Source organism: Paraburkholderia caballeronis (genome assembly GCF_900104845.1).
Taxonomy (GTDB): Bacteria; Pseudomonadota; Gammaproteobacteria; order Burkholderiales; family Burkholderiaceae; genus Paraburkholderia; species Paraburkholderia caballeronis.
On the sequence record NZ_FNSR01000002.1, the window covers coordinates 1917686 to 1938529 of the forward strand.

At 66.8% G+C, this 20844-nt stretch carries 18 protein-coding genes; 5 read left to right on the plus strand and 13 right to left on the minus strand.

Translation table 11 applies throughout. The features are described 5' to 3' along the window. Nucleotides 1–89: 89 nt before the first annotated feature. Complete coding sequence (locus BLV92_RS25105; RefSeq protein ID WP_090550335.1) at nucleotides 90–899, plus strand: AraC family transcriptional regulator; 810 nt, start codon at nucleotides 90–92, stop codon at nucleotides 897–899. A 233-nt stretch (nucleotides 900–1132) separates the two neighbouring features. On the opposite strand, the gene BLV92_RS31790 is transcribed toward BLV92_RS25105, so the two are convergent. The 5 genes from BLV92_RS31790 to BLV92_RS25125 all read right to left on the minus strand — a co-directional run bounded on the left by BLV92_RS31790 (nucleotide 1133) and on the right by BLV92_RS25125 (nucleotide 7674). Further along, the gene (locus tag BLV92_RS31790; RefSeq protein WP_143040726.1) at nucleotides 1133–1705 is read right to left on the minus strand and encodes a hypothetical protein; all 573 of its coding nucleotides are present in this window, start codon (nucleotides 1703–1705) and stop codon (nucleotides 1133–1135) included. Next, nucleotides 1695–4058, minus strand: coding sequence for a M23 family metallopeptidase (locus tag BLV92_RS25110; protein ID WP_143040727.1), 2364 nt, complete (start codon nucleotides 4056–4058; stop codon nucleotides 1695–1697). The genes BLV92_RS31790 and BLV92_RS25110 overlap by 11 nt, the downstream gene beginning before the upstream one ends. Nucleotides 4059–4711: 653 nt before the next feature. Then, a complete protein-coding gene (locus tag BLV92_RS25115; protein ID WP_244283915.1) occupies nucleotides 4712–6028 on the minus strand; it encodes an MFS transporter in 1317 nt (438 codons plus the stop codon). A gap of 87 nt (nucleotides 6029–6115) precedes the next feature. Then, nucleotides 6116–6478: a 5-carboxymethyl-2-hydroxymuconate Delta-isomerase gene (locus BLV92_RS25120; protein ID WP_090550340.1), complete on the minus strand. Its 363-nt coding sequence runs from the start codon at nucleotides 6476–6478 to the stop codon at nucleotides 6116–6118. A 17-nt stretch (nucleotides 6479–6495) separates the two neighbouring features. Next, nucleotides 6496–7674, minus strand: coding sequence for a mandelate racemase/muconate lactonizing enzyme family protein (locus BLV92_RS25125; RefSeq protein WP_090550341.1), 1179 nt, complete (start codon nucleotides 7672–7674; stop codon nucleotides 6496–6498). A 146-nt stretch (nucleotides 7675–7820) separates the two neighbouring features. Here BLV92_RS25125 and BLV92_RS25130 point away from each other — a divergent pair, with 146 nt between their 5' ends. Beyond that, on the plus strand, nucleotides 7821–8573 hold the full coding sequence (locus BLV92_RS25130) for a GntR family transcriptional regulator (protein WP_090550344.1): 753 nt from the start codon (nucleotides 7821–7823) through the stop codon (nucleotides 8571–8573). Between the two features lie 10 nt (nucleotides 8574–8583). On the opposite strand, the gene BLV92_RS25135 is transcribed toward BLV92_RS25130, so the two are convergent. Continuing rightward, nucleotides 8584–9498 (minus strand): LysR family transcriptional regulator, encoded by a 915-nt coding sequence (locus tag BLV92_RS25135; protein ID WP_090550347.1) that lies wholly within the window; start codon nucleotides 9496–9498, stop codon nucleotides 8584–8586. A gap of 185 nt (nucleotides 9499–9683) precedes the next feature. Between BLV92_RS25135 and BLV92_RS25140 the strand changes: the two genes are divergently transcribed. Genes BLV92_RS25140 through BLV92_RS25150 form a run of 3 tightly spaced genes read left to right on the plus strand, consistent with a single transcriptional unit; the run spans nucleotide 9684 to nucleotide 11970 of the window. After that, entirely contained in the window at nucleotides 9684–10427 is a 744-nt protein-coding gene (locus BLV92_RS25140; RefSeq protein WP_090550349.1) for an SDR family oxidoreductase, read from the plus strand. A gap of 18 nt (nucleotides 10428–10445) precedes the next feature. Continuing rightward, nucleotides 10446–11039: a cyclic nucleotide-binding domain-containing protein gene (locus tag BLV92_RS25145; RefSeq protein WP_309147622.1), complete on the plus strand. Its 594-nt coding sequence runs from the start codon at nucleotides 10446–10448 to the stop codon at nucleotides 11037–11039. Nucleotides 11040–11073: 34 nt separating this feature from the next. After that, the gene (locus BLV92_RS25150; RefSeq protein WP_090550352.1) at nucleotides 11074–11970 is read left to right on the plus strand and encodes an SDR family oxidoreductase; all 897 of its coding nucleotides are present in this window, start codon (nucleotides 11074–11076) and stop codon (nucleotides 11968–11970) included. A gap of 75 nt (nucleotides 11971–12045) precedes the next feature. Here BLV92_RS25150 and BLV92_RS25155 read toward each other — a convergent pair whose 3' ends face one another. The 7 genes from BLV92_RS25155 to BLV92_RS25185 all read right to left on the minus strand — a co-directional run bounded on the left by BLV92_RS25155 (nucleotide 12046) and on the right by BLV92_RS25185 (nucleotide 20835). Further along, on the minus strand, nucleotides 12046–14559 hold the full coding sequence (locus BLV92_RS25155) for a TonB-dependent siderophore receptor (protein ID WP_244283916.1): 2514 nt from the start codon (nucleotides 14557–14559) through the stop codon (nucleotides 12046–12048). A 124-nt stretch (nucleotides 14560–14683) separates the two neighbouring features. After that, on the minus strand, nucleotides 14684–15697 hold the full coding sequence (locus BLV92_RS25160; RefSeq protein WP_090550353.1) for a FecR domain-containing protein: 1014 nt from the start codon (nucleotides 15695–15697) through the stop codon (nucleotides 14684–14686). Continuing rightward, nucleotides 15676–16191 (minus strand): sigma-70 family RNA polymerase sigma factor, encoded by a 516-nt coding sequence (locus BLV92_RS25165; protein WP_090550356.1) that lies wholly within the window; start codon nucleotides 16189–16191, stop codon nucleotides 15676–15678. Before BLV92_RS25165 ends, BLV92_RS25160 begins: the two co-directional genes overlap by 22 nt. A gap of 187 nt (nucleotides 16192–16378) precedes the next feature. Further along, entirely contained in the window at nucleotides 16379–17899 is a 1521-nt protein-coding gene (locus tag BLV92_RS25170) for an ATP-binding response regulator (RefSeq protein WP_090550357.1), read from the minus strand. Then, nucleotides 17896–19326, minus strand: a complete 1431-nt coding sequence (locus tag BLV92_RS25175) for an ATP-binding protein (RefSeq protein ID WP_090550360.1) — start codon at nucleotides 19324–19326, stop codon at nucleotides 17896–17898. The genes BLV92_RS25170 and BLV92_RS25175 overlap by 4 nt, the downstream gene beginning before the upstream one ends. Continuing rightward, a complete protein-coding gene (locus BLV92_RS25180) occupies nucleotides 19295–20425 on the minus strand; it encodes an ATP-binding protein (protein ID WP_090550362.1) in 1131 nt (376 codons plus the stop codon). The genes BLV92_RS25175 and BLV92_RS25180 overlap by 32 nt, the downstream gene beginning before the upstream one ends. After that, a complete protein-coding gene (locus BLV92_RS25185) occupies nucleotides 20410–20835 on the minus strand; it encodes an anti-sigma regulatory factor (RefSeq protein ID WP_090551440.1) in 426 nt (141 codons plus the stop codon). The genes BLV92_RS25180 and BLV92_RS25185 overlap by 16 nt, the downstream gene beginning before the upstream one ends. Nucleotides 20836–20844: the final 9 nt, after the last annotated feature.

A 20844-nucleotide genomic window follows, 5' to 3' on the forward strand; every position in this document is an offset into this window, starting at 1 on the left:
CCTCCGAATGAAGTTGAAGTGGCTTCAGTCTAGGCGTGCAGAGTCGGCCCGTCTCCGGTATAAAGGCCATTCGATACGCTTTTCGAGCCATGAATACGCCGATCATCCGCGCCGATCTCGTCACGTCGTCCGACGGCCCGTTCGTCGCCGCCGCCGAACTCACGCAGCGCGAGTCGCGAGAGACGTCGTTGCACAGCCATCCGCGCGGGCAGTTGATGGGCGCGCTGAACGGGCTCGTGTCGGTCGGCGTGAACCGGCAGCAATGGGTCGTGCCGGCGATTCACGCGATCTGGATTCCGCCGCATTACGAGCATTCGGTGCGCTCGCACGGCCCGTTTTCCGGCTGGAGCGTGTTCATCGCCGAGGACCGGTGCGCGGCGCTGCCCGCCGAGCCGCGCGCGATCCGCACCACGTCGCTGCTGCGCGAGGCCGTCCATCGCGCGGCGGGCTGGCCGGGGACCGCGCTCGATCCGCAGCAGGTTCGCATCGCCGAAGTGATCCTCGACGAGTTGGCGGCGTCGAAAGCCGAATCGCTCGGACTGCCGGCGCCGGACGATGCGCGGCTCGCGCGGATCACCGACGCGCTGGCCGCGAATCTCGCGGATGCGCGCCGTCTGGAGGAGTGGGCCGCGTGGGCCGGGCTGTCGCCGCGCACGTTGAGCCGGCAGTTCGTCGCGCAGACCGGGATGAGCTTCGCGCAATGGCGTCAGCAGGCGCGGCTGCTGCGCGCGCTCGAACTCGTGGCCGACGGCGTGAGCGTGACGGCGATCGCGCTCGAACTCGGGTATGACAACATCAGCGCGTTCATCGACATGTTCCGGCGCGCGACGGGGACCACGCCGGGGCGGTATCGGGTGGAGGGCGTGGGCGCACGTGGCTGTCTCCGCGAATCCGGTTAGCGGGGGGCAACCGCCAGTTGCCGAAATAGAACGCGAAGAAAGAGCATCGACCGGCGATGCGCAGGCGTGACATGTCCGCGTTCATGAAGGCGCGGCTTCGCGGCATCGAAGCGGGCGAGGTGTGCGGCACGACGTGGGGAGAGTTCGACCACGACGCCGGTATCTGGACCATTCCCGGCGAGCGATGATGGATGCGTAGGCGGCGCATGTATGGGGGGCGCTGAGCCATCCTGTCAGTTCACAAATTCAATACTATCCAACAGGCGAATGAGTTGCGGCAGCACACTCTCTTCAGGATAGTCCAGATACATTACAGCATCATCCTGGCCGCATAGTGCTTGAGACCCATGCATAATGCAAAATGTAAATGCACGCCGAGCCCCATCTTCTCCCGCTTGATCTTGAGTGATACCGGCTCCCTCCCATCCTTTGCCGTGAAGTGAATATAGCCTTGTATTCGCTGCCTCTGCGTCTCCGTCAAAATCAATTATCCATCTACCATCCCGTTTCCCAATTCCCGCAAGACTGGAAAGGTCTTTCGTGCTGACGTTGTTATGGCATTCAAATTGAATCCCAGTCCTGAATCGGCGTCGAGCTTCAGGATTTATTTCAGCTTCGTAATTTGCGACCGGAGGTCCGCCGTCGCCAGGTTGTGTAAGTGTTCCCCCGTAGGGGTCGGTCAACCTAAAGTGGCAGCCATCCAGATTCATTTCGTGGACAATCACGTTCCCGCCTTTCCCTTCGTTGGCCCAAATCGAAGCAGCCACAAAGGACAGCGGGATCAATATCAATAATTTAAAAATCATTATTCTCCCTCCGCTCAAAGCCCTCGGGGCTGTCCCAGCCCTGGCCCTCCGAGTTCGGAAACAGCGTGCCATCAGCCAGCATCATTAACGCACTCGTATAAGCCTGATATCGCGCCAGAATTCCATTGACACGCGCAATTTTCGAGGTGTCTTTTTGCGGGCTGCCAAAATTCACCGTCGCCGCGACCTGCCCATAGCTCAGGCAACTGTAGTAGGTAACAGGGCGAAAGTCTGGTTTGGTGATATTTTGAAATTGACGCTGCAAAGCTGGAAATTTATCTGCGTAAACAGCGGCTTTCGTCCAGGCCCAATATGTACCGGCACTCTTGCCCGGATCAAGGCGACCATCTGAAACATCCGCACGCCACTGAGTCATCTGTGCAGTGAGCGCCGGATGCCTGCTGTCCTGGACGGTTATATTCTTTCCTTCTTTGCTGGCCGTCCTGGCTGAGGTACTTAGTTCACGCTTCAATGTTGCGGGAATGGTGCGGCCGAGGAATTCCCAATACTTTATGTAGTTATCGGGCCACGTCAGTTGCAGAAAACCACGACCATCCCATGGCCAATATTTGGCATCAGGATTGGCTTCGTGAAGCCTGGTAAACCATTGCGTTTCTTCCATCGCATTGGCGAGAAACGCTGCCATTCGCAGCGGATTAGGAGAAATGCCAAATTTTTGCATCGTTTCGTTAAGAGAAACCAGATTATTTCGAATGAGGTTCTTCGTTGCTTGTGTAATATTTATTTTCTCCGAAACCCAATACTTGTGACCGTCCGCAGCCCTGGCGTTGCGCAGCGCGGATGTTGGCAGCATGCCAAGCAGTTCGTTTTCGCTGAGCCATCCGCACTTCCTGAAGTGCCGGATGAAACCGAGCGGATGGAAGAACCAGAGTTTTTTGCCAGTGGGCAACCCGGTCACGTCCCAGAACTGGATCTCGTTCAGGTATTTCTGAAAATCGTCGTATCCCTTCCGGTTGCCATGATAGAACTCGCCCTCGTCAAGCAGCTGTGCATAGCGCGTGTCGTTGTGGCTGCTGTCCCATTCGCTCGGCGCGAGACAGACGAACCTGCGAAGTTTCTCGCGGACACCTGGCGTCAGGAGCAGATAACGCCTCAGAGTTTCTTCCTTCTCGCGGAGTCCCGTAAATTGCGGACTGACCAGGGACTCGTGATCGCTCACGTCCCTGAGCATCTTCTTCAGCACTTCGATGTCACACAACCCGTCCTTGTCAAATGGGGTGTTGGCGTCGCTCACCGTCTGCCATCCCATGAAAAACGGGAAATCCGCATCCGACAGCCTGGTGATGTTCTGTGCGTTGATATCGATGTACCCTTGCCTGTCCGATGCCCACGCGACCTTCATCCACGTGGCGCGTGCATTGGCGGGCAGCGTTTTTGTCGGAGATACGATACGGCCAACGCGCAGGAGTTCATAGCCGTCACTCGGGCACGCTGGGTAGAGCGCTGTGGCGCGGTCGTACAGGCCATACTCGTAGCCTGCTTCGGGCACCGGCTGGGGCGTCAGCAGCGTGTGGGTGCCATCCGCCGCCTCGCTCCAGACATTGGTGTACTTCGTGCCGTTGCTGAAATACGTTTCAACGTGCAGCGGCAGGGGATTCCGGCCTTCCTGCCCCGGCTCAAATTCAACTCCGTGCAGTTTGTTGTCGTTGCCTGTTCCCGGCGGCAGGCTGTGAAAATCGCAGCCCGCCGGAATGGTGAAACAGGTGTGTCCCCACCACTCAGACCTGTCGAGTGTGGCGGGCGCGATGTTGCCAAGCTGCGTATGCCCGAACCAGGTCTCGAAGTCCCGCTGCGTCATGAAGATTTCGAAGTGCAGATGTGGCCGGTCCTCGTGGCGTCCGAGAAAGCCCAGAATGCTCTTGCGCCTCACCTTCAGATTTTTGCTCCCCGAAACCGCAGTCGTTACCGCCCCTTTGGGGGCGTGCCCCGAAGGCATGCGGAGGAATTCGGGTAACTGTTTCCCGTCGCGCCCAAACATGTGATATTCCGCCAGCGGCAGCAGATGCATGTAGAGCGAGTAGAACGTTAGCGTCCGGCCCACGCCGGTCTCTGAGGTGTGCCTGAGCAGCACGAAGCCCGCATTGCCGCGACCGGAATCCATCGCGTGCTGGCAAACCCGGTACGCCACCACCTCACCGTCCGCAATCGCATGGACAGGACCATGAGAATCGGGCGACAGATGCAGTCCGCAATGCCAGCGCCGGTCGAAGGCAATCGGATACATACCGTGTGGAAGTTCAAATTTGTCAACGGCGTCCATCATCGGATCGGTCCGGGCTGGATCGAGCGCTGCGGGGTCCAGTTGGGGTAGAAGCGGGGGGCTGATAATCACGCGGTGACGACTCCTTGCATGGTTTTCGCGCCGGGCACGGCTCCATGCAGGCTGTTTTGAGAGGCGCGGTCCGGTACGTCAGGCGTGCATGGAGAAGGGAAGGCCGCGACGGGGACCCGTTCGCGGTGTGGTGCGGATTTTTACGCCGCACACGACCCGGGCCACAATCAGCGCCCGTCCCAGGATTCGTCAATTTATTGTCAGGGCGCAATGCCGCTGGTCGTGGGGCGCGAATCTCGCACGGTGTTCGCATCATTGTCCGCAGCGTTCGCACCCGTATCGCGCGCTGCCATCCCGATGGCTGACGTTGCCGCAGCGACCGGGCCGTGCGCCGGACGCGGCCGGATTTCAGCGGAGCATGATGAACACACGGTGAGCATCCGGCAGCAGCGGCGTCGCCATGAAACCTTGCCCGATGATGCGCTGCGTGATGGCCCAGAAAAGCAAAAACCCCACAAGTCATCGACCATGTGGGGTTTTCGTCAGCCTTCTGACGGAGAAGGTGACGCCGTTACCAGGCTGCCGTACGCGGCGGCGGCCGGCCTACCGCCGGGTGTCGCCGTTTGCCATTGCACGTATCGTTGCGAGGAAGATCGCTGCGCCGCGCATCCGCGATCCACACAAGAAGGAAACGCATTGCCGGCGCGCCCGCTTCAGCGCGCCCCTTCCCGCTGCACGACCCGCTGCGCCTGCGCGGTCCGCTCCGCCTTCGTCTTCGACATCGCAATCGCGACGCCGCCGATGAGCGCCGACACGCCGAGCGCGAGCAGCGACAGCTTGTAGTCGGACGACGCGGCCCGCACGTAGCCGACCAGCAGCGGCCCGAAGAACTGCCCGATCAGATTGCCGACCCCGCTGACGAACGCGACGGCCGGCATCGCCTTGCGCATCGGCAGGATCTCGGTGATCCGCGCGAACACGAGCGGCATCAGCATCTTCAACGTGAAGCCGAGCGCGATGAACAGCGCGATCTGCACGTAGAACAGCGGCGCCGGCACGAACGCGGCGGCGATCATCAGCACGCCGGTCAGCATCGTCGGGATCGCCGCGTGCCAGCGGCGCTCCTGGCCGTGCCGGTCCGAGCGGCGGCTGATGTAGTAGATGCCGAGCATCGACATCACGAACGGCGCGCCCGCGAGAAAGCCGATCGTCGTTTCGCTCAACTGGCCATACGACTTCATCACGGTCGGCAGCCACAGCGTCGTGCCGTACAGCAGCACCGTGTTCAGGCCGAAGCCGATCGTCAGCAGCCACACGGCCGGTTCGCTGAAGATGGTCCACCACGGATCGACTTCCGGTTTCGTGTACGACGCCTGTTCCGCCGCGAGGTCGCGTTTGATGAGGTCGCGGTCGGGATCGGACAGCCAGCGCGCGACGTCGAGGCTCTTCGGAATCGCCTTGAACCACGCCAGGCAGAAGATCCACGCGGGCAGACCTTCCGCGATCAGCATCACGCGCCAGTCGTAGTGCGAGATCAGCGCGCCGGAAATCGGTCCCGCGAGAAAGCCGCCGAGCGGCGCGCCGAGATTCCAGATGCCGAACGCGCGGCCGCGCTCGGGCTTCATGAACCACTGCGCGAGCAGCATCGACGTCGCCGCGTAGACCGGGCCTTCCGCGCCGCCGAGCAGCACCCGCACGGCGACGATCTGCCAGAACGTCGTGGCGATGCCGGTCAGCATCGCGGCCGCGCCGAACAGCAGCAGGCAGATCGCGACGAGCCGTCTCGACCCGAACTTCAGCGCGAGATAACCGGCGAGCAGTTGCGTGAGCGCGTAGCCCCACGCGAACGCGCCGCCGATCCAGCCGGCCTGCACCGGCGTGAGCCCCAGTTCCTTCGTCATGTGGGGCAGCGCCATCGCGATGTTCACGCGGTCGAAGTACGACAGCATGTACACCGCGAACACCATCGGCAGCACGATCAGCCAGCGGTTCCTGCCGACTCCGTCGATGCCGGATACGGTCTCGTTCACGATCAGTCTCCCTGATAATCTTTATTCTCGTGTCGCGGGCCGCGTGTCGCCGGCCCGCTCCGGTCTTTCAGCGTGACGGAAGCGCCGTCACAACACTTCCTTCACATACGACGCGCGCTCCATCTCGACGATCTCGACGCTCAACTGCACCTGCATGCCCGGCGGACGCCCGCAGCGTTTCCTCAGCACATCCGCGACGCATGCGGTCATCGCGGCGCGCGTCTCTTCGCTGCGTCCCGGCAGCACGCGCAACTGCGCGTACACGAAACCGCGCAAGGCGTCTTCGGTGCCGACGCGGATCGTATCGAGCGCGATCATCCGCGATTTCAGGTCGGCTTCCTTCTGGATCGCGCCGCTCGCGACGAGCGCGGCATTGGCTTCGGCGAGCGTCGGCGCGAGGTCGTCCGGCTGGAACAGGCCCGGCGAATATTCGATGATCAGATGCGGCATGGCGGTGGTCCGGTGCGTTACTGGTCGAGCGGCGCGCCGTCGATCGTGCGGCGCATCGAAACGGGGCGATAGAGCGGCTCGCGGCGATGCTCGACGTCGTCGACCAGCTCCACGCCGATGCCCGGCGCGTCCGGCACGGTGATGAAGCCGGCCTTCGGCACGGGATGGCTCTTCACGAGATCGGAGCCGAGCAGCTTCTGGCCGGACTTCAGCACGAGGTTCTCGAAGCCGGTCGGGTATTCCTGGATCGCGAAGTTCGGCACCGCGGCGGCGACCTGCATGCACGCGGCGAGACTGATCGGCGACAGAGGATTATGCGGCGCGATATCGACGTTCTGCGCCTCCGCGAGCGCGGCGATCTTCTTCGCGCCGGTGATGCCGCCGCACACGCAGACCGACGCGCGTGCGAACCGCACGCCGCCGCCCGCGAGCTGCGTCTGGAATTCGGCCGGCGAGCAGAAGCGTTCGCCGGTCGCGACCGGAATCCGGATCGCGTTGCCGACCGTCGTCATCTGCGCGTAGAACTCGGGGCGCAGCGGGTCTTCGAGCCACATCGGCGTCAGCGGTTCGAGCACCTGGCCGATCGCGATTGCTTCGGCCGGGCTCAGGCGCCGGTGCATCTCGATCAGCAGATCGACGTCGGGGCCGACCGCCTCGCGGAACGCCATCACGCGCTCCTTCGCATCGCGAACCTTGCCGGCGTGCGAGCGGAAATACGCTTCGCCTTCCGGCTCGTCGAGGAACGGGTTGATGTGGCCGACCGCGGTGAAACCTTCCTCGCGCAGACGGCGGCATTCGGCGAGCACTTCGTCGAGCGTTTCCGCGTACACGTGGCCGTACACGCGCAGCCGGTCGCGATATGCGCCCCCGAGCAGTTGCCAGACCGGCACCTGAAGGCGCTTGCCGAGCAGGTCCCACAGCGCGATGTCGATCGCGGACACGGCCGCGTTCACGGCTGCGCCGCGGAAGTGCGAGAAACGCTGCATCACGTTCCAGTGCAGTTCGATCTGGTTCGCGTCCTGGCCGACGAGGTAGCGGCCGAATTTTTCGAGCGCGGCCTTCGCGGCCTCGATGTGCCCCCACGAGCCGGCTTCGCCGTAGCCGGTCAGGCCGGCCTCGGTGCGGATGCGGGCATAAAGGAACTGGCCGACGTGCAGGGCTTCGACCGACGTGATGCGATGAGTGTTCTGGGGCATGGGCAATCTCGACTGCGATGAATTCTTCGGGTACCGAAGCGTTGGCGGGCATTCGGCGAGTGTCGAGGTCGAACTTTAGGAGGAGTGCGGGATGAAGGGAATCAATTTCTATAGTGATATTTCTGTATTCTATATAGAATTAAAAAATGACCTCCCCACTCGACCTCAGCCCGGCTTTCGTTCGGCTTGCACGACATATCCGCGAGCGCATCATCGGCGGCGAATGGCTGCCGGGGCAGTTGCTGCCCGGCGAGGAGGCGATCGCGAAAGAAATGAAGGTGAGCGTCGGCACGGTCCGCAAGGCGTTCGACGTGTTGAGCGGGCAAGGGCTCGTCACGCGGCATCGAGGCCGCGGCACGTTCGTCGCGCGCGCGACCAACGAGCGGGCGTTCACCAGCTTCTTCCGGCTCGTGGACCGGCACGACGGCATGCGCCGCCTGCCGGTCGATACGATCCTGCTGCGCGAGCGCGCGACCGCGGACGCTGCCGAGCGCGCGGCGTTGCGGCTCGATGCGGGCGAACTCGTGTACCGGCTGCGCCGCCGCCGCACGCTCGACGACGCGCCGCTGGTGTTCGAGACGATCGCTTTCCCGTATGCGCGCATCGGCGACAAGGAGTGGGGCAGCGACGACGCGCCCGCGCATCTCGTGTACTCGTTCCTCGAACAGCAGTGCAGCGTGTCGATCAGCCGGGTCGAGGACCGGTTGCAGGCGTGTTTGCTGCCCGCCGACATCGCCGGCGATTTCGGCCTGCCGGCCGGGCATCCGGTGCTGCTGACCATGCGGATCGGCTACGACCTGCAAGGCGTGCCGGTCGAATACCGCCGTTCGTGGATGGCGACCGACGCACACGACTATCTGAGCGAACTGCGCTGGGCGGCGACCGGCGAAGGGCAGTAGTCGTCCACCTTCAGCGGCGCAGCCCTTCCACGCGGTAAGGCACCGTCCTGAATATCTCTTCGAGCCATTGCGTGAAGATCCGCACGCGCGGCGACAGTTGCCGGTTGTGCAGATACAGCACCGACACCGGCATCGGCGGCGGCGGAAAATTTTCCAGCACGGCCCTCAGGTGCCCGTTCGCGAGTTCGTCCGCGATCCGGTAACGCGGTACCTGGATCAGCCCGGCTCCGGCGAGCGCCGCGCCCGTGTAAAGGTCCGCGCCGGTCACCGAGATGGTCGAGCGCAGCGCAACGTCCTCGTTGTGCCCCGCGACGACAAAGCTGAGCGGCACCGGCTTGCCCGTCGCGCTCGATACGTAGTCCACCGCGAAATGCGCGTACAGGTCATCGAGACTCGCCGGCTCGCCAAAGCGCGCGAGATAGTCCGGGCTCGCGACGGTCACCTGCTCCAGCGCCGCGATCGGGCGGCCGATCAGCGACGAATCGCGCAGCACGCCCGCGCGCAGCACGCAATCGACGCCCTCGCGCACCAGATCGACCAGCCGGTCGTCCTCGCTGATGTGCAGCCGCAACTCCGGATAACGCCCCAGGAACGTGGGCAGCCGCGGCATCACGAAGTTGCGCGCGAGCGTGCCTTGCAGGTTCACGACGAGCAGCCCCTTCGGCATCGCGTTGCGGAACGTTCCTTCGGCTTCCTCGATATCGGCGAGCAGGCGCACGCAGCGGTGGTAATACGCTTCGCCGTCGTGCGTGAGGCGAACCTGACGCGTGGTGCGCTCCAGTAGCCGCGCGCCGAGCCGCAGCTCCATCCGTTTGATGAGGTTCGTAATCGTCGCGCGCGGAATGTTGAGGTCATCGGCGGCCTGCGAAAAGCTGCTGCGCTCGGCGACCCGGACGAAGGCCTGCATTTCCTGAAAGCGGTCCATGGGCGAGAAAAATGTCCGATAGTTGAAGTGAACGGAATAGTGATGCGGAAATGCCGCTAATTATCTTCGATTCGACGTCGTCCATCATCGTGACTGTGTTCCAGCGGTACGACAACCCGGCAACCGTTTTTATGGGCTCCAGGTAAGCGCTAAAGCGCCAACCTGGATCGACAAGGAGAAACTCGATGACTTCAGCAAAACAATCCAGCGTCGCGATCGTGACCGGCGCATCCCGCGGCATCGGCGCGGCAATCGCGCGCCGCCTCGTTCGCGACGGTTTCGCCGTCGCGGTGAATTATGCGTCCAGTTCGGCCGAAGCGGATGCGCTCGTCGCCGAACTCGTGCAGCAGGGCGGCCGCGCGATTGCCGTGCGCGGCGACGTGTCGAAGGCCGACGACGTGCGCGGCCTCTACGAAGCGGCCGAACAGCAGCTCGGCAAGGTGGACGTGGTGGTCAACAACGCGGGCATCCTGAAGACCGTGCCGCTCGCGCAGACGAGCGACGAACTGTTCGCGCAGACGTTCGCGATCAACGTCGGCGGCGTGTTCAACATGCTGCGCGAGGCGGCGGCGCGCATCAGCGACGGCGGCCGCATCATCAACCTGTCGAGCACGACGCTCGCGCTGAACCTGCCGGGTTATTCGATCTACAACGGCACGAAGGCGGCGGTGGAGGCGTTCACGCGCGTGTTCGCGAAGGAACTGCGCGGCCGCCGGGTCACGGTGAACTGCGTCGCGCCGGGGCCGGTCGCGACCGACCTGTTCCTGAACGGCAAGACCGACGAGCAGATCGCGCAGTTCTCGAAGATGTCACCGCTCGAACGGCTCGGCCAGCCCGACGACATCGCAAACGCGGTGGCGTTTCTCGCCGGCCCGGACGGCGCGTGGATCAACGGCCAGGTGCTGCGCGCGAACGGCGGCCTCGCCTGAACGATGGACGCGCCGGGCGTGAATACTCACGCGGCGATCGAACCGGTTTGCAAACGCGCGGCGCGCTGGCGCCGGCGTCTGTCGATTCCGGTCATGGCGTTGATCGCGGCGCTCGGGCTGGCGGCATGCGGCGCGAAGCGGGAGCCGGACGCCGCGCGGAACATGACGATGAAACCTTCGGTGACGTACCTGCATCTGCTGCGGCATACGCCGTTCTTTACCGCGCTGTCCACCGCGCAACTGCAATGGGTGATCGACCATTCGCGCGAATGGGAAGCGGAGGCCGGCGCGGTCGTCGCGAAGTGCGGCGGCGGTGAGAGTGACGACAGCGGTTCGGACGAACCGTACTGGGTCCTGCTCGACGGCGGCTGGCAGGTCGAGCATGACGGCCGCGTGTTCCGCAGCGGCCACGCGGACCCCGGCAAATGGTTCAACGCAGCCGACGCGCGCGGGGAGCCATGCGCGCTCGTCACGAACGAGCACAGCTACGTGATGCGCATAGAGCGCAAGGACATGCGGCAGATGCTGGATCGCGGCTTCGGCTTTCGCGCGCATCTGGACAGCGGCATCGCGTATTACCGGTCCGTTTTTTCGGGGCCAACGAACGAATGAAACGATCGAAACGACCGAACTGAGGAGCAGGGCAATGAAACACACGATACTCGTCACCGGGGCATCGTCGGGCTTCGGCCTGATGACGGCCCGCGCGCTGGCGCAGGCCGGCCATGCGGTTTATGCGTCGATGCGCGATACGGAAGGGCGCAACGCGCCGCGCGTCGCGGAACTCGCGCAGTGGTCGAAGGACGCGTCCGTCGATCTGCGCACGGTCGAACTCGACGTGCTGTCCGACGCGTCGGTGGCGGCCGCGATCGCGCACATGCTGAACGAAGCCGGCGGCCTCGACGTGATCGTCCACAACGCGGGCCATATGATGTTCGGCCCGGCCGAGGCGTTCACGCCCGGGCAGATGATCCAGCAGTACGACGTGAACGTGCTCGGCGCGCAGCGGGTAAACCGCGCGGTGCTGCCGCATCTGCGCGGCAAGGGGCGCGGGCTGATGGTGTGGGTCGGCTCGTCGTCGACGCGCGGCGGCACGCCGCCGTTCCTGGCGCCGTATTTCGCGGCGAAGGCGGCGATGGATGCGCTCGCGGTGTCGTATTCGACCGAACTGGCGCGCTGGGGGATCGAGACGACGATCGTCGTGCCGGGTGCGTTCACGAAAGGCACGAACCACTTCGCGCACGCGGGCCGGCCGGCCGACGCGAACATCGCGGCCGAATACGAAAACGGCCCGTATGCGGGTGTAGCCGGGCAGGCGTTGCAGGGACTCGCGCGTCTCGAACCCGCGGATGCTGACCCGGAAGCGGTCGCGCGCGAGATTGCGCGCGTCGTCGATCTGCCGTTCGGCAAGCGGCCGTTCCGCACGCACATCGATCCGTCACAGGACGGCGCGGAAGTCGTCAACGGCGTCGCGGACCGGATGCGCCGCGAGATCTATCACGCGATGGGCTTGCAGGATCTGCTCGCGCCGAAGACGGCTTGACCAACCGGGACGACCCCGGTGAACGAGCGCGACGGCGACGGATGAACGAATTAGCCCATCCGTCGCCGCACTCCATCACCACCGGTAATTCGCGCCGGCGAACACCTGCCGCCCATAACCGAACGCGCACCACGTCGTGTAATAGCACGACGCGACGTAGCGTTTGTTCAGCAGGTTCTGCGCGTTCACGTAGAGGTCCGAGCCCTTCAGCCGCGACGACACGCGGCCGAGGTCGTAACGCAGCGTCGCGTCGACCAGCAGGAAGCTGCTGAGCTTGTACGTGTTGTCGTAGCTGTACGTCTGCCCGGTGTAGCGCGCGCCCGCGCCGAACGACAGCCCCGCGAGCGGCCCGCGCTGCTGCGTGTAATACGCCCACAGCGACGCCTGGTTCTGCGGCACCCCGGCGATGAACTTGCCTTGCAAGCCGCTGTTGTCGCGGATGTATTTCGTGTCGAGATACGTGTAGCTCGCCGCGACGTTCACCGCATCGGTGACGCTCGCTTTCGCTTCGAGTTCGACGCCGCGCGAGCGCGCTTCGCCGACCTGCGACTGGAACGCCGGATTGTTCGCATCGGGCGTCAACAGGTTCTTGCGCTTCAGGTCGAACCACGCGAGCGTGAACAGCGCGTCCCAACGGGTCGGCTGGTACTTGACGCCGACTTCGTATTGCCGCGCGCGCTCCGGGTCGAACGGATGGCCGCTCGCGTCGGTGCCGGACTGCGGCGAGAACGATTCGGTGTAGCTCGCATACGGCGCGATCCCGTTGTCGAACACGTAGGTCAGGCCCGCGCGTTTCGTGAACGCGCGCGCGGACTGGTCGGTCGGCCCCGAGCCCTCCACGCGCGTCGTCGTGCTGGTCCAGTCCTCGCGTCCGCCGAGCGTGAACACGAAGCGGCCGAGGCGCATCTGGTCCTGCGCGTACACGCCGTACTGGTTGCTGCTCACCTGGGTCAGCGTGCGCGCCGGGTCGGCGATCGGCTGGTCGTAGTCGGGCGCGTACAGGTCGAGCGGCGGCGCGGAACCGTAGCCGAGCCGATACGAACTCGCCATGTGCTGATAGTCGAAACCCGCGAGCAGCGTATGCGCGAGCGGCCCGGTCGCGAATTTGCCTTCGACCTGGTTGTCGAGCGCGACGGTGTTCATGTTGTCCGTCGACGCGATCGAATAGCGGTCCAGCGTGCGGTAGTCGCTTTCGACGCCGCTGCCGTATACGCTCGCATAATCCTGGCCGATGTGGAAAAAGCGGCCGTTGGTGCGCACTGTCCAGTTGCGGTCGAGCTTGTGCTCGAACTGATAGCCGACCGACGCCTGGGTGCGGCTGAAGCGTTCGAACGCGGTGTCGCCGTCGTAGAAGTCGGCGGGCAGCTTGCCGTACGGATCGAACAGCACCGTGCCTTCCGGCGGCACGCTGCCGTACGACGTGCTGCGCGGATCGCGCTGGAACAGCGCGTACAGCGTCAGCGACGTGCGCTCGTCCGGCCGCCACGTGAACGACGGCGCGATCGCGATGCGCTCGTTGCGCGTCGTGTTGACCTGGCCGTCCTCGCTGCGCGCGAGTCCGGTCAGCCGGTACAGGTAGTGCGCGTCGGCGTCGAGCGGTCCGGAGAAATCGAACGTCGTCTGCTTGTGTCCGTAGTTGCCGAACTGCACGCCGATCTCGTGCTGCGCCTGCGGTGTCGGCAGCCGGCTTTCCTGGTCGATCACGCCGCCGGCGGCCGCCTGGCCGTACAGCACGGAGACCGGCCCCTTCAGCACCTCGATGCGCTCCATCAGGTACGGATCGAGCTGCGGCACCGAATACATGCCGTTGCCGATCAGCTTGAGACCGTTCCAGTACGTGTCCGCGTCGAAGCCGCGTATCTTCAGCAGGTCGTAGCGGGTCGCGGTGCCGCCGCGCGACTCCGCCGTGACGCCGGACGTGTAGCGCACCGCCGCGTTCAGCGTCTGCGCGTTCTGCTGGGTCAACTGATCGCGCGTGACGACCGAGATCGATTGCGGCGTTTCGATCAGCGGCGTATCGGTTTTCGCGGCGGCGCGGCCGGAGAACGCGACGTAACCGTCGGTGTCGCCATACGGGTTCGACTGCGCGGACACGTGCACGGTCGGCAGTTGCTGGCCCGACTGCGAGTCAGGCTGTGCGCGCGGCGCGGCGGTGCGGGTCCGCACCAGATGGACGCCGCTGCTGCTCTCGACCACTTCGACGCCGGTGCCCGCGACGAGCGCCGCGAAGCCTTCGTTCACCGTGAACGCGCCGTTCAGGCCGGGGCTCCTCAACCCTTCGACGAGCCGCGCGTCCATCTGGATGCTGACGCCGGCCTGGCTCGCGAAGTCGGACAGCGCGGCGTCGAGCGGACCGGCCGGCACGCGCCAGGTCTGCCTGGCGGCGGCGCTCGCCGGGTTCGAGCCGGCGTCCGCCGCGAACGCGAGGGCGGTCGGCGCGACGGCGGCCGCGAGCGCGAGGCTTGCGCCGAGCGACGCGAGCGCGATCTTGCGCGGCCGTGACGGCGGCATGCGGCGCTTCGGAGGCTGGGGCGGGCGGCGGTCGTCGCGCAGCGCGGCGGGGTGGCGGCGAGAGTGCCGTCGGGTCATCGGTGGCTCCTTGGTCAATGTGGCGAACGTCTTTCCACTGGACATGACACGCGAGCCGGGCAAAGGGGACAGCCGAAGCGAAAAAAATTACGGAGACGGGCGAAAAGGGCGGCCGCTGCGCGGCTTATGCCCCCGCCGGAATCACGGTGATCCAGTAGCGCGTGCGCGCGACGACGCGCACCGGCAGCGTCTGCGGCAGTGCGGCGAGGATGTCGTCCGCGCGGTCGATCTGGAACGCGCCGGAGATCGCGAGGTCCGCGACCGCCGGATCGCAGCGCAGCAGCCCGCGGCGATAACGGCCGAGTTCCGCGAGAAAGTCGCCGAGGCGCATGTGTTCGGCGAACAGCATCCCGCGCGTCCAGTCGGCGACGTGCGGATCGGCGGCGCGCGTCGGACCGACCGAGGTCGCGGTGAAACACGCCTGCTGCCCGGCGACCACCACGCGCGCGAGCCGCGCGGCCGACGCCGGCGTGATCTCGACCGCGCTTTGCAGCACCGCGACCCGCGTGCGGTCGCCGCCGTCGTCGCTGCGCACGACGAAGCGCGTGCCGAGCGCGCGCACGCGCCCCTGGCCGGTCTGCACGACGAACGGGCGATAGCCGCCGTCGCGATGCAGGTCCGGCCCGGTCTCGACGAGGATTTCGCCGGCATGCAGCACGAGCCGGCGTTCGTCGCGGCTGAACACGACGTCGAACGCGGTGGACGTGTTCAGGTCGACGCGCGTGCCGTCCGCGAGCGTGACCGAGCGGCGCTCGCCGGTCGCGGTGCGCTGGTCGGCGGCCCATTCGCGCCACGGCGTCGTTCGATACGCGAGATAACCGGCCGGCCCGGCGACGAGCAGCAGCGTCAGCGTCTTCGTCGCCGTGCGGCGGCCCGCGCGGACCTTGCGGCCGAGCACCGGCAGGCCGACGTGCGCCGGCACCACGCCGAACTTCGCGTTGAGCTGCTGCGCGCGCTGCCATGCGCGCTCGTGCTCGGGATCGGCCGCGCGCCAGCGTTCGCACGCGGCGAGGTCCTCGCGGGTCGGGCTGTCGTGCAGGCGCACGAGCCACGCGGCCGCCTCGCGCGCGACCGCGCGTTCGAGCGGACGCGCGTCGTCGGCCGCGCGGGCCGGCGTCACGGTGTCAGCAGCAGGCATTCTTCGTAGGCGGTCGCCATGTAGCGTTTCACCGTGCGCACGTTCACCTGCATCCGCAGCGCGATGTCGGCGTAGGGGAGGCCTTCGAGCTGCGCGAGCAGGAACGCGGTGCGGACCTTCGGCGCGAGCCGGTCGAGCATCGCATCGATGTCGTGCAGCGTTTCGAGGATCACGAGCCGATCCTCCACGGACGGCGTTTCGGCTTCCGGCAGGCTGGCGAGCGTCGCGAGGAACGCCTTTTCGAGCGACAGCCGCCGGTAGTGATTGAGCAGCACGTGGCGCGCGACCGTCGTCAGGTACGCGCGCGGCTCGCGCAGTTCGGGCGGCCGGCCGCGGCCCCACGCGGTGAGCACGCGCACGAACGTGTCCTGCGCGAGATCGGGCGCGTCGAACGTGTTTTCGAGTTTTCTGCGCAGCCAGGACTGCAGCCAGCCGTGGTGCTCCCGGTAAAGCGCGTGCACGTCCTGTCGCACGTCTGAAGGCACGGCGGCCATCAAAGCATCCCTTTCCCTTGGCAACGCCGATGCGGTTCGGCGCAAATAAGAATTATTTGCATTTATAACCTGACGCTATGCTTTTTGCAACACGGCGCGGGTCGTGCTGGGGGGCAAGCGTGGGGCAGAGCGTGGTCCGGCGTTCGCGCGGATGGCGTTCGACGGCGGCAGGGGCCGCGCCGGAAACCTACACGCTGGGCGCTCCCTCGATCTCGCGCAGCATCTCGTCGAACTTCGCCGGTTTGACGAAATGCCGGTCGAACCCGGCGTCGGACGCCGCCTGGCGGTCGCTGTCGAGCCCGAAACCGGTCAGCGCGATCAGCAGCGTATGCGCGGTCGCCGGGAGCGTCCGCAGCGCGCGCGCAACTTCGTAACCGTCCATCTGCGGCAGCCCGATGTCGAGGATCGCGACGTCGGGCCGGAACGACTCCGCCAGCGCGAGCGCCGCCGCGCCGTCGTGCGCCATCCTCACTTCGTGGCCCGCGAGTTCGAGCAGCGTCAGCAGCGACGCCGCCGCATCGGCGTTGTCGTCCGCGATCAGCACGCGCCGCACCGCATGCGTGCCGTCGCCCGCCAGCGCGTCGGGCGCGGCGCTCGCGCCGTCGTCCGCGAGCGTGCGCAGCACCGGCAGCGTGACGGTGAACGCCGACCCGCAATCGACCCCGTCCGACTGCGCATCGACCGAACCGCCGTGCAGTTCCGCGAGTTCGCGCACCAGCGCGAGGCCGATGCCGAGCCCGCCGTCCGCGTGCCCGGCCGCCGCGCGCGATTGCATGAACAGGTCGAACACGCGCGGCAGCTCGTCCGGCGCGATGCCGCTGCCGTCGTCGCGAATGCAGATGGTCACGTGGTCGTCGCCGCAGTCGAGCCGCAGCTCGATGTGGCCGTGTTCCGGCGTGTAGCGGGCCGCGTTCGACAGCAGGTTGCCGGTCACCTGCGCGAGCCGGATGCCGTCGCCCAGCACGCTGCACGGCGTGTCCGGCAGCACGATCGTCAGCGTCTGCCGCTTCGCGTCGATCAGGTGCCGGCTCGTCTCGACCGCCGCGTCGACGATCGTGCGCAGATCGAGCGCCGTCATCCGCAGCGCGATCTTGCCGTGCGAGATCCGCGACACGTCGAGCAGGTCGTCCACCAGCCGGCCCAGGTGGGCAAGCTGGCGGTTCGCGATCAGCCGCGCGTCCGCGCACGCGGTTTCGCTCGCGCCGTACTTCGGGTCGAGCAGTTCGATCGCGTTGCGGATCGGCGCGAGCGGGTTGCGCAGTTCGTGCGCGAGCGTCGCGAGAAACCGGTCCTTGCGGCCGTCGGCCTCGCGCAACGCCGCTTCGGCCTTGTACAGCCGCAGCAGCGCGCGCACGTTCGCGACCAGTTCGGCCGGCTTGACCGGCTCGACCAGGTAACTGTCCGCGCCGCCGTCGAGCGCGCGGATCTTGTCGTACGACTGCACGGCCGCGGCCGATGTCTGCAGCACCAGCGTCGTGCTGGTCGCCGTGTCCTCCTTGATCTGCCGGCACACGTCGATGCCGCTGATGTCCGGCAGCCGCACGTCGAGCAGCACCAGCGCGGGCGCGTCGCGACGCACCGCTTCCAGCGCGGCCGCGCCGGTCGCGGCCTCGATCACGTCGTAGCCGGCGTGGCGCAGCACGCGCGTCTTCACGTAGCGCGCGCCCTCGTTGTCGTCGACGTTCAGGATCAGCAGGGCGGCGGTCACGGTGCAAGCCCTCTGCGCAGCGCGTCGTCCGTCGGCATGTCCGTTGCCTCGCGGTCGGCGTCGTCCGGCTCGTCGAGCCGCACGGGCAGCGTGACGTGGAACGTCGAGCCGCGGCCGGGTTCGCTTTCGACGCCGACACCTCCCCCGAGCAGCGCCGCAAGCTTGCGGCACAGCGGCAGCCCGAGTCCGGTGCCCTTGACGCGTTGCTGGAGAGGGTTTTGCACCTGGCCAAACTCTTCGAAGATGATCGGATGATCTTCCTGCGCAATCCCGATGCCCGTGTCCGCGACGAAGAACGTGATCCGTTCGTTCCTCGCTTTGTTTCCTGCTTCGAGCCGCGCGCCGACGCGGATCGTGCCGCGCTCCGTGTACTTCAGCGCGTTCGACACGAAATTGCGCAGGATCTGCGTGAGCTTCGGCTCGTCGCTCACCAGCGCCGGCAGGTGCGCGACCGGCTCGAATTCGAGCGACACGTCCGGCGTCGCGAGCAGCGGCGACAGCGTCGTGCGCAGCGCGGCAAACAGCGCGTCCGGCTCGAACCGCGATAGCTGCACGTCGGCCTTGCCGGCCTCGATCTTCGCGAGGTCGAGCAGGTCGTCCACCGCTTCGCCGAGCCCTTCGGCGGCCGACAGGATCAGCCGGACCTGGTGATCCTGCTCGCCGGTCAGGCTGCCGTCGAGCCGGTTCAGCAGCAGGTTCGCGAGCGCGCGGATCGAACTGAGCGGCGTGCGCAGTTCGTGGCTCACGTTCGACAGGAAACGCGTCTTCATCTGGTCGGCCCGGCGCAGTTCCTCCGCGCGCTCGTCGAGTTCGCCGTACAGCGCGACGACGCCGCGATTCGTCGCCTCCAGTTCCTGCGTGAGCCGCGCGAGTTCCTCCTGGCGGTTGCGCAGTTCGTCGAGTGCGGCGATCAGTTCGCGGTTCTGCTGCCGCATTTCGCCGAGCGACGCGTCGTCGTTCTGCAGCGCGGCCATCTCGCGGACGACCTGGTTCAACTGGCTCGCGGACACGGCCGGCCGGTCCGGCGGCAGCGCGCGCGCCATCGTCACCGTCGTGCCATCGCCCGCCGCCGAGCGGATCTCGAAGCGGTCCATCAGCCGCCGGCTGCCGGCGATGCCGACGCCCATTCCGTGCGGCGAGCGGAGCCGGCCGCCGGACGCCGCGTCGAGGTCGCGGATGCCGGGGCCGCGGTCCGCGATTTCGACGACGAGCGCCTGCGCGGCGTCGCGCTCGTCGAAGCCGAACGCGACGTCGCCGCGGCCCGCGTAGTCGAGCGCATTGCGCGCGATCTCGGACACCGCGCTGGCAATGCGGGCCTGGTCGAGCGCGGAGAAGCCGAGCGCGGCCGCGAGGGCGCGCGCTTGCCGGCGCGCGCCGACCACGTCCCGCTCGCGTTCAACGCGCAGCCGCAACAGTCGCGTCATCATGGCTTAACCGCACACCTGGCCGCGCCTTCACGACGACCACCGTCGCATCGTCGCGCCGCCGCGAAAAATCCCGGTAGAGCACCGCCGCGATGATCGCGGCCGGCTGCTGCTGGAGTCCGGGGTAGTGGGACAGGTCCCAGCGCGTGCCGATGCCGTCCGAATGCAGGACGAGCAGCGAGTCGGTCCGCCACGCGAGTTCGAATTCCTGGGTGCCGCGCATCGTGTGGCCGACGATGCCGTTGCGCGATACCAGTTGATAGCTGTCGCGCGGCGTGCCGCTGCGGTTCGGCGGACTGCCCGCGCTGGCCGGTGCGCCGGTGCGCAGCGCGACCGCCGAGATGTTGCCGGTGCCGCAGAACGATACGGTCGAGCGCGCGAGGTCGAAGCGCGCGAGCGCGGCCGCCGCGCCTCGCGTCGGATGCAGCGCCGCGTGCGCGTCGTCCATCAGCGTCGTCAGGCTGCGATGCGGGCCGCGCCGCAGCACGTCGAGCAGCGCGGCCGCCGCCGCGTGCGCGTCCGCGCCGTGGCCCAGGCCGTCCGCGATGGCGAGCGTGAGGCCAGGCGGGTCCGGCTCGTAGTCCCACGCGTCGCCGCTGACGTCCTCGCCCGGATACGGCACGCAGACGCCGCCGATCTCCGGCGCGGCCGGGGGGCCGCCGGGCGCGGCGGCGCGCGCCGCATCGAGCACCAGCGCGCGCAGCACCGTGCCGAGCCCCGGCTGCGAATACAGCGCGAACCGGTCGGACAGCCGCCGGATCGCGCCGAGCCCGTTGCCCGGAGTGCCGGCCGTCGAATGGCCGTCGGCCAGCGCGAGCGCGACGTCGCGAATGCCCGGCCCGCCGTCCAGCGCGATCAGTTCGACGCCGCCGTCGAACGCGCGCACCAGCACCTCGCCGTGCCGCGCGTGTTTCACGATGTTGGTCGACGCCTCGGTCAGCACCAGCGCGAGGCGGCCCGCGTCGGTCTCGCCGAGGCCCGCGCTGCGGGCGGCGGCCGCCACTCCGCGCCGCGCGACCGCGACCGCGCTCGCGTCGGCGATCTCGAACGGGCGGTGCAGGCCGCCGCCCGCGCCGGGCGCGCGGCTCAGTACGCTTTCCATTTGGTGATCGTCACGGTGGTGCCGGCTCCGGGGGCGGACTGGATCGCGAACTCGTCGCAGAGCCGGCGCGCGCCGCCGAGCCCGAGGCCGAGGCCCGCGCCGCTGGTGTAGCCGTCGCGCAGCGCGTCGTCGAGGTTCGCGATGCCGGGGCCGCGGTCGATGAAGGTGAGCCGCAGTCCGCGGCGCACGCCGTTCGTCAGCGCGTCGAGCCGCGCGTCGCCGCCGCCGCCGTATTGCAGCGTGTTGCGCGCCAGTTCGCTCGCCGCCGTGACGAACTTGGTTTGCTCGACGAGCGAGAAGCCGTGCGCGATCGCGTGGTTGCGCACGGCCTGGCGCAGCCGGACGATCTCCTCGTCCGAGCGCAGGCTCAGTTCGGCCATGATCTGCTCGCGGTAGCCGGGGCCGTTCATCGTCGCGGC

Coding starts and splice junctions, on each gene's coding strand:
- BLV92_RS25155 (WP_244283916.1), bottom strand. CDS start 14,559: ATGACCCGACGGCACTCTCGCCGCCACCCCGCCGCGCTGCGCGACGAC.
- BLV92_RS25125 (WP_090550341.1), bottom strand. CDS start 7,674: ATGCCCCAGAACACTCATCGCATCACGTCGGTCGAAGCCCTGCACGTC.
- BLV92_RS25160 (WP_090550353.1), bottom strand. CDS start 15,697: ATGCCTGCTGCTGACACCGTGACGCCGGCCCGCGCGGCCGACGACGCG.
- BLV92_RS25165 (WP_090550356.1), bottom strand. CDS start 16,191: ATGGCCGCCGTGCCTTCAGACGTGCGACAGGACGTGCACGCGCTTTAC.
- BLV92_RS25150 (WP_090550352.1), top strand. CDS start 11,074: ATGAAACACACGATACTCGTCACCGGGGCATCGTCGGGCTTCGGCCTG.
- BLV92_RS31790 (WP_143040726.1), bottom strand. CDS start 1,705: ATGATTTTTAAATTATTGATATTGATCCCGCTGTCCTTTGTGGCTGCT.
- BLV92_RS25175 (WP_090550360.1), bottom strand. CDS start 19,326: ATGATGACGCGACTGTTGCGGCTGCGCGTTGAACGCGAGCGGGACGTG.
- BLV92_RS25185 (WP_090551440.1), bottom strand. CDS start 20,835: ATGAACGGCCCCGGCTACCGCGAGCAGATCATGGCCGAACTGAGCCTG.
- BLV92_RS25135 (WP_090550347.1), bottom strand. CDS start 9,498: ATGGACCGCTTTCAGGAAATGCAGGCCTTCGTCCGGGTCGCCGAGCGC.
- BLV92_RS25140 (WP_090550349.1), top strand. CDS start 9,684: ATGACTTCAGCAAAACAATCCAGCGTCGCGATCGTGACCGGCGCATCC.
- BLV92_RS25180 (WP_090550362.1), bottom strand. CDS start 20,425: ATGGAAAGCGTACTGAGCCGCGCGCCCGGCGCGGGCGGCGGCCTGCAC.
- BLV92_RS25105 (WP_090550335.1), top strand. CDS start 90: ATGAATACGCCGATCATCCGCGCCGATCTCGTCACGTCGTCCGACGGC.
- BLV92_RS25130 (WP_090550344.1), top strand. CDS start 7,821: ATGACCTCCCCACTCGACCTCAGCCCGGCTTTCGTTCGGCTTGCACGA.
- BLV92_RS25120 (WP_090550340.1), bottom strand. CDS start 6,478: ATGCCGCATCTGATCATCGAATATTCGCCGGGCCTGTTCCAGCCGGAC.